This window comes from Streptomyces sp. NPDC034043, from assembly GCF_055575675.1.
The window spans coordinates 256,698-268,762 of record NZ_JBVISF010000007.1 but is presented as its reverse complement, the minus strand read 5'-3'; the positions used below and the strand labels follow the sequence as shown (position 1 = coordinate 268,762).

14 protein-coding genes are annotated in these 12,065 nt (G+C 72.8%); 12 read left to right on the top strand and 2 right to left on the bottom strand.

Annotated elements, in window-relative coordinates; all coding sequences use genetic code 11:
• A complete protein-coding gene (locus ACZ51S_RS19570) occupies positions 1-804 on the top strand; it encodes an inositol monophosphatase family protein (protein WP_468475293.1) in 804 nt (267 codons plus the stop codon).
• Between the two features lie 117 nt (positions 805-921).
• Here the strand turns inward: ACZ51S_RS19570 and ACZ51S_RS19565 are convergent, their stop codons facing one another.
• Entirely contained in the window at positions 922-1,089 is a 168-nt protein-coding gene (locus tag ACZ51S_RS19565) for a hypothetical protein (RefSeq protein WP_164720975.1), read from the bottom strand.
• Between the two features lie 262 nt (positions 1,090-1,351).
• Between ACZ51S_RS19565 and ACZ51S_RS19560 the strand changes: the two genes are divergently transcribed.
• The 4 genes from ACZ51S_RS19560 to ACZ51S_RS19545 all read left to right on the top strand — a co-directional run bounded on the left by ACZ51S_RS19560 (position 1,352) and on the right by ACZ51S_RS19545 (position 4,877).
• Positions 1,352-2,005: a response regulator transcription factor gene (locus tag ACZ51S_RS19560; RefSeq protein WP_388938348.1), complete on the top strand. Its 654-nt coding sequence runs from the start codon at positions 1,352-1,354 to the stop codon at positions 2,003-2,005.
• A gap of 4 nt (positions 2,006-2,009) precedes the next feature.
• The gene (locus ACZ51S_RS19555; protein ID WP_468961555.1) at positions 2,010-3,251 is read left to right on the top strand and encodes a sensor histidine kinase; all 1,242 of its coding nucleotides are present in this window, start codon (positions 2,010-2,012) and stop codon (positions 3,249-3,251) included.
• 385 nt (positions 3,252-3,636) lie between these two features.
• Complete coding sequence (locus ACZ51S_RS19550) at positions 3,637-3,933, top strand: DUF4193 domain-containing protein (protein ID WP_007267048.1); 297 nt, start codon at positions 3,637-3,639, stop codon at positions 3,931-3,933.
• A gap of 8 nt (positions 3,934-3,941) precedes the next feature.
• Positions 3,942-4,877: a hypothetical protein gene (locus ACZ51S_RS19545; protein ID WP_468961553.1), complete on the top strand. Its 936-nt coding sequence runs from the start codon at positions 3,942-3,944 to the stop codon at positions 4,875-4,877.
• 20 nt (positions 4,878-4,897) lie between these two features.
• Here ACZ51S_RS19545 and ACZ51S_RS19540 read toward each other — a convergent pair whose 3' ends face one another.
• Complete coding sequence (locus tag ACZ51S_RS19540) at positions 4,898-5,368, bottom strand: DUF3093 domain-containing protein (RefSeq protein ID WP_468961551.1); 471 nt, start codon at positions 5,366-5,368, stop codon at positions 4,898-4,900.
• A 58-nt stretch (positions 5,369-5,426) separates the two neighbouring features.
• On the opposite strand from ACZ51S_RS19540, the gene ACZ51S_RS19535 reads away from it, so the two are divergent.
• The 7 genes from ACZ51S_RS19535 (at position 5,427) to ACZ51S_RS19505 (ending at position 11,998) form a co-directional block, all read left to right on the top strand.
• The gene (locus ACZ51S_RS19535; protein ID WP_468475297.1) at positions 5,427-6,011 is read left to right on the top strand and encodes a PaaI family thioesterase; all 585 of its coding nucleotides are present in this window, start codon (positions 5,427-5,429) and stop codon (positions 6,009-6,011) included.
• Positions 6,011-6,559 (top strand): dUTP diphosphatase, encoded by a 549-nt coding sequence (dut, locus tag ACZ51S_RS19530; protein ID WP_388938358.1) that lies wholly within the window; start codon positions 6,011-6,013, stop codon positions 6,557-6,559. The genes ACZ51S_RS19535 and dut overlap by 1 nt, the downstream gene beginning before the upstream one ends.
• Before the next feature lies 1 nt (position 6,560).
• On the top strand, positions 6,561-7,337 hold the full coding sequence (locus tag ACZ51S_RS19525) for a DUF3710 domain-containing protein (protein ID WP_388938360.1): 777 nt from the start codon (positions 6,561-6,563) through the stop codon (positions 7,335-7,337).
• A 175-nt stretch (positions 7,338-7,512) separates the two neighbouring features.
• Positions 7,513-10,131 (top strand): DUF4118 domain-containing protein, encoded by a 2,619-nt coding sequence (locus tag ACZ51S_RS19520; RefSeq protein ID WP_468475298.1) that lies wholly within the window; start codon positions 7,513-7,515, stop codon positions 10,129-10,131.
• Entirely contained in the window at positions 10,128-10,814 is a 687-nt protein-coding gene (locus ACZ51S_RS19515; protein ID WP_468802815.1) for a response regulator, read from the top strand. Before ACZ51S_RS19520 ends, ACZ51S_RS19515 begins: the two co-directional genes overlap by 4 nt.
• 44 nt (positions 10,815-10,858) lie before the next feature.
• Positions 10,859-11,278 carry an OB-fold nucleic acid binding domain-containing protein gene (locus ACZ51S_RS19510; protein WP_125816976.1) on the top strand — a complete coding sequence of 140 codons (420 nt, stop codon included), beginning with the start codon at positions 10,859-10,861 and terminating at the stop codon, positions 11,276-11,278.
• A 3-nt stretch (positions 11,279-11,281) separates the two neighbouring features.
• Positions 11,282-11,998, top strand: a complete 717-nt coding sequence (locus ACZ51S_RS19505) for a DUF3159 domain-containing protein (protein ID WP_388938367.1) — start codon at positions 11,282-11,284, stop codon at positions 11,996-11,998.
• Positions 11,999-12,065 lie beyond the last annotated feature (67 nt).

The window sequence follows — 12,065 nt, the reverse complement described above, 5'->3', positions numbered from 1 at the left end:
ATGATCCCGGAAGAGCTGAAGACCGAACTGCTGGACGTGGCCCTGGAGGCCGCCCGTCGGGCCGGGGAGCTGCTGCGCGACGGCCGGCCGGCCGATCTGGCGGTGGCCGCGACCAAGAGCAGCCCGATCGACGTGGTGACCGAGATGGACATCGCCGCCGAGAAGCTGATCACAGGCGTCCTCGCCGAACGGCGGCCCGCGGACGGGCTGCTGGGCGAGGAGGGCGCCGACAGCCCCGGCACGAGCGGGGTGCGCTGGATCGTCGACCCGCTGGACGGCACCGTCAACTACCTCTACGGGCTCCCGAGCTGGGGCGTGTCCATCGCGGCCGAGTACCGGGGCGAGACGGTGGTCGGCGTCGTGGCGGCGCCGATGCGCGGGGAGACGTACCACGCGGTGCTGGGCGGTGGGGCCTGGTCGGGCACCGCCCCGCTGGCCTGCCGGCCGGCGGCGCCCCTGGACCAGGCGCTGATCGGCACCGGCTTCGCGTACGTCCAGACGCGGCGGGCCCACCAGGCCGAGGTGGCCGCGCGGATCATCCCGCTGGTGCGGGACATCCGGCGCGGCGGTTCGGCGGCGCTCGACCTGTGCGACGTCGCGGCCGGACGCCTCGACGGCTACTGGGAGCGCGGGCTGAACCCCTGGGACCTCGCGGCGGGCGAACTGATCGCCCGTGAGGCGGGCGCGCGGACCGGCGGGCGGGCTTCGGAACCGGCCTCCGGGGAACTGGCGCTGGCAGCCTCCCCGGCGGTCTTCGCGTCGCTCCAGCCGCTGCTGGAGGAAGCCGGAGCCTGGCACGACTGAGGTCACCCCCGGAGCCGGCCCGGCACGACCGGGGGCACAGCGGCAGCACCGGGCCCCGGCCGCCGAGAGGCGGCCGGGGCCCGGTGGGTGCGCCGTGAGCCCGGAGGTGGCTTCGGGTCAGGCGGCCGAGACCGGCACGCCGTGTTCCGCGGCGAGCCGCTGGAGGTCTTCCAGTTCGGCCTGCTCCACATCCGCGAGGTAGTCGTCGCCCGTCTCACGGGCCTTGCTGAGGTCCGACTGCGTGGCCTTGATGCGCTGCAGGAGACCCGCGGTGAATGCGTCCATGGTGGGTGCGCCCCCTCTGCGTGGGTCGGCGGCGGGAGAGCGCGAAGCAGTCCGCCGCGTCAGGGTGTGGTTGGGGTGTGCTCTCGTCCTCCCCGGCACCCTGGGCGCAGAAACCTCGTGAGGCGAGGGAATCCTCACTTCCGCCCCGTGCACCCGCCTCCGGAGGGCCCCAGGGGCGCCTTACAGCCGGTTTACGGCCGAAACCGGCAGGATGGAGGCGCAACAGACGTGTGCCCGGTGGGGCTCGAAGGAAGGAAACGACGTGCGCGTACTCGTCGTCGAGGACGAGCAGCTGCTCGCCGATGCGGTGGCCACGGGCCTGCGCCGGGAGGCCATGGCCGTGGACGTCGTGTACGACGGCGCCGCGGCGCTGGAGCGCGTCGGGGTGAACGACTACGACGTGGTCGTGCTCGACCGGGACCTTCCGCTGGTGCACGGCGACGACGTCTGCCGGAAGATCATCGAGCTCGGCATGCCCACCCGCGTGCTCATGCTCACCGCCTCCGGTGACGTCAGCGACCGCGTCCAGGGCCTGGAGCTGGGGGCCGACGACTACCTGCCCAAGCCCTTCGCCTTCACCGAGCTGACCGCCCGCGTGCGCGCCCTCGGGCGGCGCACCACCGTCGCGCTGCCGCCCGTACTGGAGCGGGCCGGCATCAAGCTGGACCCGAACCGCCGCGAGGTGTTCCGTGAGGGCCGCGAGGTGCAGCTGGCGCCGAAGGAGTTCGCGGTGCTGGAGGTGCTCATGCGCAGCGAGGGGACCGTGGTCTCCGCCGAGCAGCTGCTGGAGAAGGCCTGGGACGAGAACACGGACCCGTTCACCAACGTGGTCCGGGTGACCGTCATGACCCTGCGCCGCAAGCTCGGGGAGCCGCCCGTCATCGTGACGGTGCCCGGTTCCGGATACCGGATCTGACCCGGTGGCCTCGACCCCGTCACCGCCCCCGGCGCCACCGAAACCGACCTGGGACCCCGGCGAGCCCGAGGGTCCTTTCCCTTGGCTGAGGCCGACCATCCGGATAAGGCTGACGCTGCTGTACGGCGGCATGTTCCTGATCGCCGGGATCCTGCTGCTGTCGATCATCTACCTGCTGGCCGCCCAGGCCCTGAGGGAGGGCAACGCGCTCCCCTTCAAGATCGTCGGCGGCCAGAAGGTCGAGGTGTCCAGCACCACCTGCTCCGGCGTGGGCATCGACCAGTCGATCGACCAGTTCAACGCCGCGATCGCGCAGTGCATCCTCGAGCAGCGCAGGCACGCCCTGGACGACCTGCTCAGCCGGTCCCTGATGGCCCTGCTGGGCCTCAGCGTCATCGCCTTCGCCTTCGGCTACGCGATGGCCGGCCGGGTGCTCTCGCCGCTGGGCAAGGTCACCCGTACCGCCCGCCGGGTGGTGGGGTCCGACCTGACCCGCCGGATCGAGCTGGACGGGCCGGACGACGAGCTGAAGGAGCTCGCCGACACCTTCGACGAGATGCTCGACCGCCTGGAGCGGGCCTTCACGGCCCAGCAGCGCTTCGTGGCCAACGCCTCGCACGAGCTGCGGACCCCGCTGGCGATCAACCGGACGCTGCTGGAGGTCCACCTCTCGGATCCCGGAGCCCCGGTGGAGCTCCAGCAGCTGGGCAAGACGCTGCTGGCCACCAACGAGCGCAGCGAGCAGCTGGTCGAGGGCCTCCTGCTGCTGGCGCGCAGCGAGAACCAGATCGTGGAGCGCAAGCCGGTCGACCTCGCCGAGGTCGCCTCGCGCGCCCTCGACCAGGCCCGCGGCGAGGCGATCGCCAAGGGCGTGGAGATCCGCGGTCACCGGGCGCTGGCCGTGGTGCAGGGCAACGGCGTGCTGCTGGAGCGGATCGCCCTGAACCTGGTGCAGAACGCCGTCCGGTACAACGTGCCGGACGGCTGGGTGGAGGTCACGACCGAGGCCCAGCCCGGCCAGGCGGTGCTCGTCGTCTCGAACACGGGTCCCGTTGTTCCCGCGTACGAGGTGGACAGCCTCTTCGAGCCCTTCAGACGGCTGCGTACGGAACGAACGGGCAGTGACAAGGGTGTGGGCCTCGGTCTGTCGATCGCGCGCTCCGTGGCGCGCGCACACGGCGGCCGCATCCACGCGACCCCCCGCGAGGGCGGTGGCCTGGTGATGCGTGTCACGTTGCCCCTTTGAACCACCCGGGTTCTGTTCGCCCTGGGCGCAACGGAACGGCGGCCTCCACGGGGCGGTTCCTGTGTGATCGATCACAGTGCCGAGTGTCGGGTCATGCGCGTTGTGTGACCCCAAGCTGGCCGGAAAGCCCGGGAAGTCCGGGTTTCCGGCCCCCCGGATGGCGGGAAATACACGGGGTGGCGTTCGTGCAGGACGGCCCCCCGACCGTGTACGGTCCCGCTCGACATCCCGGCCACGGAGTCCTTCGGGTGCGCGGCCGGGTGTCGATTGAGTAACAGACCTTGATGTGAGGCAAAATCTCCGCCTCAGGTCGGGCACAAGTCCGGCCTCTCGCGCGTTACGTGCGCTGAGACACCGCTAAATCCCAGAGGGGGAGAGCGAAAAAATGGCAACGGACTACGACACTCCGCGCAAGACCGACGACGACGTCGACAACGACAGCATCGAAGAACTCAAGGCCCGGCGCAGTGACAAGGTCACGTCGAGCGTCGACATCGAGGACTTCGACGGCGCCGAGAGCCTGGAGCTCCCGGGGGCCGACCTCTCCAACGAGGAGCTGGCCGTCCGGGTGCTGCCCAAGCAGGCCGACGAGTTCACCTGCATGAGCTGCTTCCTGGTGCACCACCGCAGCCAGCTGGCGCGCGAGAAGAACGGCCAGCCGATCTGCCGCGACTGCGACTGAGGACGGCCGTGACCGGCTCGACGCCCTTCCGGAAGCGACGCTTCCGGAAATCTGGCGATCCGGAGGCGCAGGCGCGCGCGGTGACCACGGGCCCGGAAACGGGTTCCGCGGACGCCGGCGGCCGGGCCCCCGGGACGACTGCGGTGCCGTCCGGCACCGCCGCGGCGGTGCCGTCGGCCGCAGTGGCGGACGAGGAGTCCCGGGGCAGGCCCGGGACGCGTCGGATGCAAGCCGTCAAGAACGGTGTGCGCAAGGGCGGCGAGAGCGCGAAGGCCGCCGCCCTGTACATCACCGACCTGATCATCGAGAACGCCCCGCGCGTTCCGGTGCGGGACCTCGCCGCCCTGCGGGCGCATTTCCCGGACCTCGGTCCCGAGGAGCTGGCCGACAAGCTGGTCGCCGGGGCCGCCAACGCGACCTCCACCGTGGGCGCGGGCATCGGCGCCGCGGCCATGCTGCCCGTCCCGCCCGCGATGCCGGCGGAGCTGGCCGCGGAGATCACCGGGGTCGCGGCGATCGAGCTGAAGCTCATCGCCGAGCTGCACGAGGTCTACGGGCAGCGCCCGCCGGGCGGCCTGAAGGACCGCAGCCTCGCCTACCTGACCTCCTGGACCCAGGAGCGCGGGATCGACCTGACCAAGCCGACCACGCTGAACGCGGCGCTCGGCGGGCAGATGAAGCGCGAACTGCGCCAGCAGATCATGAAGCGGATGATCCGCAACCTGCCGAACCTCATGCCGTTCATGGTCGGCGCGGCCGTCGGAGCCGTTATGAACCGCCGGGACACCAGGAAACTCGCCGAGAAGGTCCGTGGGGACCTCCGCGCCCGCGCCGTGCCCTGGGACGCCCTCCCCGCCCTGCCGCCCCTGGAGCGCCCCTCCGGGACCCTTCCCGAGGCCACCAGGGCCGCACTCGAGGGCCGCCGCCCGGACCCCGAGGGCTGAGCCGCACCGCCCCGGCCCGGTCAGGCGGCCGCGGCTGCGGTCTTCGCCGCGCGTACGGCCGCCGCGAGGGCCCGGGGCTCGCGCGTGGAGAGGTACACGTACGGCGTCGGGTCCGCCGGGTCGGTGACCTCGATCCGGACTGCCGTGGGGACGTAGCCGCGCAGCAGCATGAAGGCCCGGGTGTCGGCCTTGTACGTGCGCCAGGCGCGGGCCTCCTCGCCCTCCAGCACCTCGGGCTCGCCCAGGGCCGTCACCGGGATCCGGGCGTCGCCGGCGGCGAGGGCGCCGTTCACCACGCGCACGCGCGCGGAACCGTACGAGCTCACCAGCATCCCCGCCGCCGCGCCGCCGCCGACCAGGCCCGCCAGCGACGGCAGGGCGCCGAGCGGCAGGAGCATCAGCGCGCACGCCAGACCGGTCAGCGCGGCGATGGCCCACCAGGAGCGGGGGGCGGAGAGGCGTTCGTCGTGGTGCGCGGGAGAGAGCTGCATGGGACCAAGCCTCCCACGGGGCGACCGGTGGGTAGCCGCGCGGGTAAGGTCAGCGGCTGTGAGTGGACGAGACACAGCGTTGACACCTCCGGCCGATGCCTCCGCACCGGTCCGGCACCCCGATGCCCCCGCGCCCGGGGAGCTCCTCGGCGCGCACTACGCCCACTGCTTCGGCTGCGGCGGGGGCCAGCCGCACGGGCTCCATCTGGAGGCCCGCGCGGGTGAGGGCGTGCGCGTCTCCGCCGAGTTCACCGTCAAGCCCGCCCACCAGGGCGCACCCGGTCTCGCCCACGGCGGCGTACTGGCCACCGCGCTCGACGAGACGCTGGGCTCCCTGAACTGGCTGCTGCGCGTCATAGCGGTGACCGGCCGGCTGGAGACCGACTTCGTACGGCCCGTGCCCGTGGGCACCGTGCTGTACCTGGAGGCCGAGGTCACCGCCGTCGCCGGCCGGAAGATCTACTCCACGGCCGTGGGGCGGATAGGCGGGGCGGACGGCCCCGTCGCCGTCCGCGCCGACGCGCTCTTCATCGAGGTGAAGGTCGACCACTTCATCGACAACGGTCGGCCCGAGGAGATCCGGGCGGCGATGTCCGACCCGGACCAGGTCAGGCGCGCACGCGCCTTCGAGGTGAACCCCTGATGTCCCAGAACAACCGCGCACCCCGTCATGAGGTCGACGTGCTGATCCGCCGCGTCGACCCGGAGGTGCCCCTTCCCGCCTACGGACACCCCGGCGACGCCGGCTGCGACCTGGTGACCACCGTGGCCGCCGAGCTGGAGCCGGGGGAGCGGGCCGTACTGCCCACGGGCGTCTCCATCGCCCTGCCCGACGGGTACGCGGCCTTCGTGCACCCGCGCTCGGGCCTGGCAGCTCGCTGCGGGCTCGCGCTCGTGAATGCCCCGGGGACGGTGGATGCCGGGTACCGTGGGGAGATCAAGGTGATCGTGGTCAATCTCGACCCGCGCGAGAGCGTCCGGTTCGAGCGCTTCGACCGCATTGCCCAGCTGGTTGTCCAGCGGGTCGAGAAGGTGCGCTTCCACGAGGTGGCGGAGCTTCCCGGCTCGGCCCGGGCCGACGGGGGGTTCGGCTCCACCGGCGGTCATGCGGCCGTGGCCGGATCCGGGGCTGGTCAGCAGCAGGGTGGGAATGGCTACGCTTCGGTCGTATCCGACCGGGAAGGACAGTGACGTGTTCGGACGTCGCAAGAAGAACGACTCCGCCAAGGACGGCGGCGCGGCCGAGCAGGTCGTGAACGGCGTGGCTGCCGACGAGGGGAACGGCGACGAGTCCGCCGCCCCGCGCAGGCTCAACCTGCCCCCGGCCCCGCGGCCCGACGGCCCGTGGGACGTCTCCGAGGTGCCCGGCAACCCGGCGGACGGCCGGGTCGACCTGGGCGGCATCCTCGTACCCGGTGTCGAGGGCATGGAGCTGCGCGTCGAGGTCGCGGGTGACGCGATCGTGGCCGCCACCGTCGTCCTGAACGACAGCGCCGTGCAGCTGCAGGCCTTCGCCGCCCCCAAGAAGGAGGGCATCTGGGGCGAGGTCCGCGACGAGATCGCCTCGGGCATCACGCAGCAGGGCGGCATCATCGACGAGGTCGACGGCCCGCTGGGCTGGGAGCTGCGCGCGCAGGTCCCCGTACCGCTGCCCGACGGCCAGACCGGCGCCCAGCTCGTGCGTTTCGTCGGCGTCGACGGCCCGCGCTGGTTCCTGCGCGGCGTCATCTCCGGCCAGGGCGCGGTGCGCCCCGAGTCGGCCGGGGTGCTGGAACAGATCTTCCGGGAGACCGTCGTCGTCCGCGGCGACGGCCCGATGGCCCCGCGCGACCCGATCGTCCTGAAGCTGCCGAACGACGCCCAGATGGTGCCGGACGGCGTGCAGACGGCCGAGGAGCAGGACGGTTCGCGCTTCTCCGGCGGCATGGGCCAGCTGGAGCGCGGCCCGGAGATCACCGAGGTCCGCTGACCCCGGTCCCGGACCAGGGCGTTTTCCGGCCCGCGGGCCCCGTTCCCCCAGGGGGCGGGGTCCGCGGGCCTTCGCGTGCCCGTGACCCGCGGGGCCGCGTCAGGAACGCGTCAGAGATGTCCGGCGGACGCCCTTTCGGTACGTGAACAGCGGGAACGTCCCCGAGAATGAGCGCATGGCACGCGGCAGACTCAGGATCCACCTCGGTGCGGCGCCCGGTGTGGGCAAGACGTACGCCATGCTCGCGGAAGGCCACCGCCGGGTCGAGCGGGGCACGGACTGCGTCGTCGGCTTCGTCGAGCACCACGGGCGGCCGCGCACCGAGGCGATGCTGCACGGGCTCGAACAGGTGCCCAGGCGGGAGCTGTCCCACCGGGGAGCGGCCTTCACCGAGATGGACGTGGACGCGGTGCTCGCCCGCCGTCCCGCCGTGGCCCTGGTGGACGAGCTCGCGCACACCAACGTCCCCGGCTCGCGCAATGGGAAGCGCTGGCAGGACGTGGAGGAACTGCTGCGCGCCGGGATCGACGTGGTGACCACCGTCAACATCCAGCACCTGGAATCCCTCGGGGACGTGGTGGAGACGATCACCGGGGTGCGCCAGCGCGAGACCGTGCCGGACGAGGTGGTGCGGCGGGCCGACCAGATCGAGCTGGTCGACATGTCCCCGCAGGCGCTGCGCCGGCGGATGGCGCACGGCAACATCTACCAGCCGGACAAGGTCGACGCGGCCCTCTCCAACTACTTCCGGCCGGGCAACCTCACCGCGCTGCGCGAGCTGGCCCTGCTGTGGGTCGCCGACCGGACCGACGAGCACCTCCAGCGGTACCGGGGCGAGCACGGGATCCGTTCGACCTGGCAGGCCCGCGAGCGGATCGTGGTGGGCCTCACCGGGGGGCCCGAGGGCCGTACGCTCATCCGCCGGGCCGCACGGATCGCCGCCAAGGGCTCCGGCAGCGAGGTCCTCGCCGTCTACATCGCCCGCAGCGACGGGCTGACCTCGGCCTCGCCCAAGGAACTCACGGTGCAGCGGACCCTGGTCGAGGACCTTGGAGGAACGTTTCACCATGTGATCGGCGACAACGTCCCCGAGGCGCTCCTCGCCTTCGCCCGCGGAGTCAACGCCACCCAGATCGTGCTGGGCTCCAGCCGGCGCAAGCCCTGGCAGTACGTCCTGGGGCCCGGGGTGGGCGCCACCGTGGCCCGCGACTCGGGGCCCGACCTCGACGTGCACATCGTCACCCACGAGGAGGTGGCCCGCGGGCGGGGCCTGCCCGTGGCCCGCTCGGCGGCCCGGCTCGGGCGGCCGCGGATCGTGGCCGGCTGGGTGGCCGGCGTGGTCCTCCCCGCACTGCTCTGCGCCCTGCTGACCAACATCGACGCCGATCCCGGCCTCGCCAACGACATGCTCCTCTTCCTGGCGCTCACGGTCGCGGCCGCGCTGCTGGGCGGCCTGTGGCCGGCGCTGGCCTCGGCGGCCTTCGGCTCCCTGCTGCTGAACTACTTCTTCGCCCCGCCCCTGCACCGGTTCACCGTCTCCGACCCCAAGAACATCACGGCCATCGCGGTGTTCTTCGGCGTCGCCGTCTCGGTGGCCTCGGTGGTGGACCTCGCCGCCCGGCGCACGCACCAGGCCGCGCGGCTGCGGGCCGAGTCCGAGATCCTGTCCACCCTCGCCGGGAGCGTGCTGCGCGGCGAGACCGCCCTCGACGCGCTGCTGGAGCGGGTGCGCGAGACCTTCGCGATGGAGTCGGTGGCCCTGCTGGAACGGGCCGGCGAGGTGGAGCCCTGGACCCCGGCCGGCAGCGTCGGCCCCTGCCCGGCGGCCCGGCCCGAGGACGCCGACGTCGACATGCCGATCGGCGACCACATGGCCCTCGCCCTGTCCGGGCGGGTGCTGCCCGCCGAGGACCGCCGGGTGCTCGGCGCCTTCGCCGCCCAGGCGGCCGTGGTGCTGGACCGCCAGCGGCTCGTCGGGGAGGCCGAGGGGGCCCGGCGGCTGGCGGAGGGCAACCGGATCCGGACCGCGCTGCTCGCCGCCGTCAGCCACGACCTGCGTACGCCCCTGGCGTCCATCAAGGCCTCCGTCAGCTCCCTGCGCTCCGACGACGTGGACTGGTCCGAGGAGGACCGCGCCGAGCTGCTGGCCGGCATCGAGGGGGGCGCCGACCGGCTCCACCACCTGGTGGGCAACCTGCTGGACATGTCCCGGCTCCAGACCGGCACCGTGACACCCCTGATCCGGGAGGTCGACCTCGACGAGGTGGTCCCGATGGCACTGGGCGGCGTACCGGAGGACAGCGTGCTGCTCGACGTGCCGGAGACCCTGCCCATGGTGGCGGTGGACCCGGGGCTGCTGGAGCGGAGCGTGGCCAACGTGGTGGAGAACGCCGTCAAGTACAGCCCCCCGGGCCGGCGGGTCCTGGTCGCCGCCAGCTTCCTCGGCGACCGGGTCGAGCTCCGCGTCGTCGACCGCGGCCCCGGGGTCCCCGACGAGGCCAAGGACCGCATATTCGCCCCGTTCCAGCGCCACGGGGACGCCCCGCGCGGCGCCGGCGTGGGCCTGGGGCTCGCGGTCGCCCGGGGCTTCGCCGAGGCCATGGACGGCACCCTCGCCGCCGAGGACACCCCCGGCGGCGGACTCACGATGGTGCTCACCCTGCGCGCGGTGCCGCGCGGCGGCCCGCCCGCCCCGGCCGGAACCGGGGACGTGCCCCGCGGGGCACGTCCCGCCGCGCAGGAACCGACCGGAGCCGGGGACCTCCCCGGCCGACAGAAAGCAGGTCCCCGATGACCCGGGTGCTCGTGGTGGACGACGAACCGCAGATCGTCCGGGCCCTCGCCATCAACCTCAAGGCGCGCAAGTACGAGGTCGACGCGGCCGCCGACGGGGCCGGCGCCCTGGAGCTCGCGGCCGCCCGCCACCCCGACGTGGTCGTCCTCGACCTCGGCCTGCCCGACATGGACGGGGTCGAGGTGATCAAGGGGCTGCGCGGCTGGACGCGGGTGCCGATCCTGGTGCTCTCCGCCCGGCACAGCTCCGACGAGAAGGTCGAGGCCCTCGACGCCGGAGCCGACGACTACGTCACCAAGCCCTTCGGCATGGACGAGCTGCTGGCCCGGCTGCGCGCCGCCGTCCGCCGGGCCGAGCCGTCCCCCGGGACGGGCGGGGACGAGGTGGTCGTCGCGACCGAGGGCTTCACGGTGGACCTCGCCGCCAAGAAGGCGGTGCGCGAGGGGCGCGACGTACGCCTCACCCCCACCGAGTGGCACCTGCTGGAAGTGCTCGTGCGCAACCGCGGGAAGCTCGTCAGCCAGAAGCAGCTCCTCCAGGAGGTCTGGGGGCCCACCTACGGGACGGAGACCAACTACCTGCGGGTCTACATGGCCCAGCTGCGCCGCAAGCTGGAGGCGGACCCCTCCCGCCCGCGGCACTTCGTCACCGAACCGGGCATGGGGTACCGCTTCGAGGAATAGCGCGGGGCTTCGAGACGCGGCGGGGGCGCCGGTAGGCTTCCCGTATGAGTGCTGAACCGCGTCCCGAGAAGCCCGCGAAACCGGCCAGGCCGGCGGGCCGGTTCCGCCGGATGATAGAGCGGCTCTCCACCTCCCAGGAGGAGCTGCATTCGGCGGAACTGCAGGAGGACGCAGAAGCCGCGGGGTGCACGCGGATCTGCGACTGCCACGACCGCCAGATAGTGAAGGTGACCGGCACGCTGCGCACGGTCACCCTCCGCCCGCGCGCGGGCGTCCCCGCCCTGGAGGCCGAACTGTTCGACGGCTCGGCCGCGCTGGACGTGGTCTGGCTCGGGCGTCGCTCGATCGTGGGAATCGAGCCCGGCCGGCGCATGATCGCCTCGGGCCGGATCTCGATGAGCCACGGCCGCCGGGTGCTCTTCAACCCGAAGTACGAACTCCGACCGCTCGGACAGGAGCACTGACCGGTGACGTCACTCGACAAACCGACCACGCCGGACCCGGGCGCCGTGCCCTCCGACGACCAGAAGGCGGTCACCCAGGCCGCGCTCTTCGACGCCTTCGGCGGCGTCCGCGGCACCGTGGAGACGATGCTCCCCGGCCTGCTCTTCGTGATGATCTACACGATCAACAAGGACGTGAAGATGTCCGCCATCGCGGCGGGCGTCGTCGCGGTGCTGCTGGTCGTCGTCCGGCTGCTGCGCAAGGACACCGTCAAGCACGCCTTCAGCGGTGTCTTCGGCGTGGGCGTCGGCGTGGCCTTCGCCCTCTTCACGGGCAGCGCCAAGGGCTTCTACCTGCCCGGCATGATCTACGGGGTCGGCCTGGGCCTGGCGTTCACGGTCTCGGCGCTGGTGGGGTTCCCGCTGCTGGGGGTGATCCTGGGGCCGGTCTTCAAGGAGAACCTCTCCTGGCGCACCCGCAACCCCGGGCGCAAGAAGGCGTACACCAAGGCCAGCCTGGCCTGGGGACTCATCTTCCTGGCGAAGTACGCGATCCTCTTCCCGCTGTACTGGTGGGGTGACGAGACGCAGCTGGGCTGGGTGCTGATCGCGCTGAAGCTCCCGCCCATGGTGCTGGCCGTGTACTTCACCTGGGTCTTCCTGGCGAAGGCGCCGCCGCCGATCGACGTGATCGCCGAGTACGAGGCCGAGGAGCTGGCCGCCCGGCAGAAGCGGGCCTGAGCCGCGGCACGCGGGAGGGGCGGGGCGGCCATCCGGTCACCCCGCCCCTCCCGCGTGCGCCTCTGCC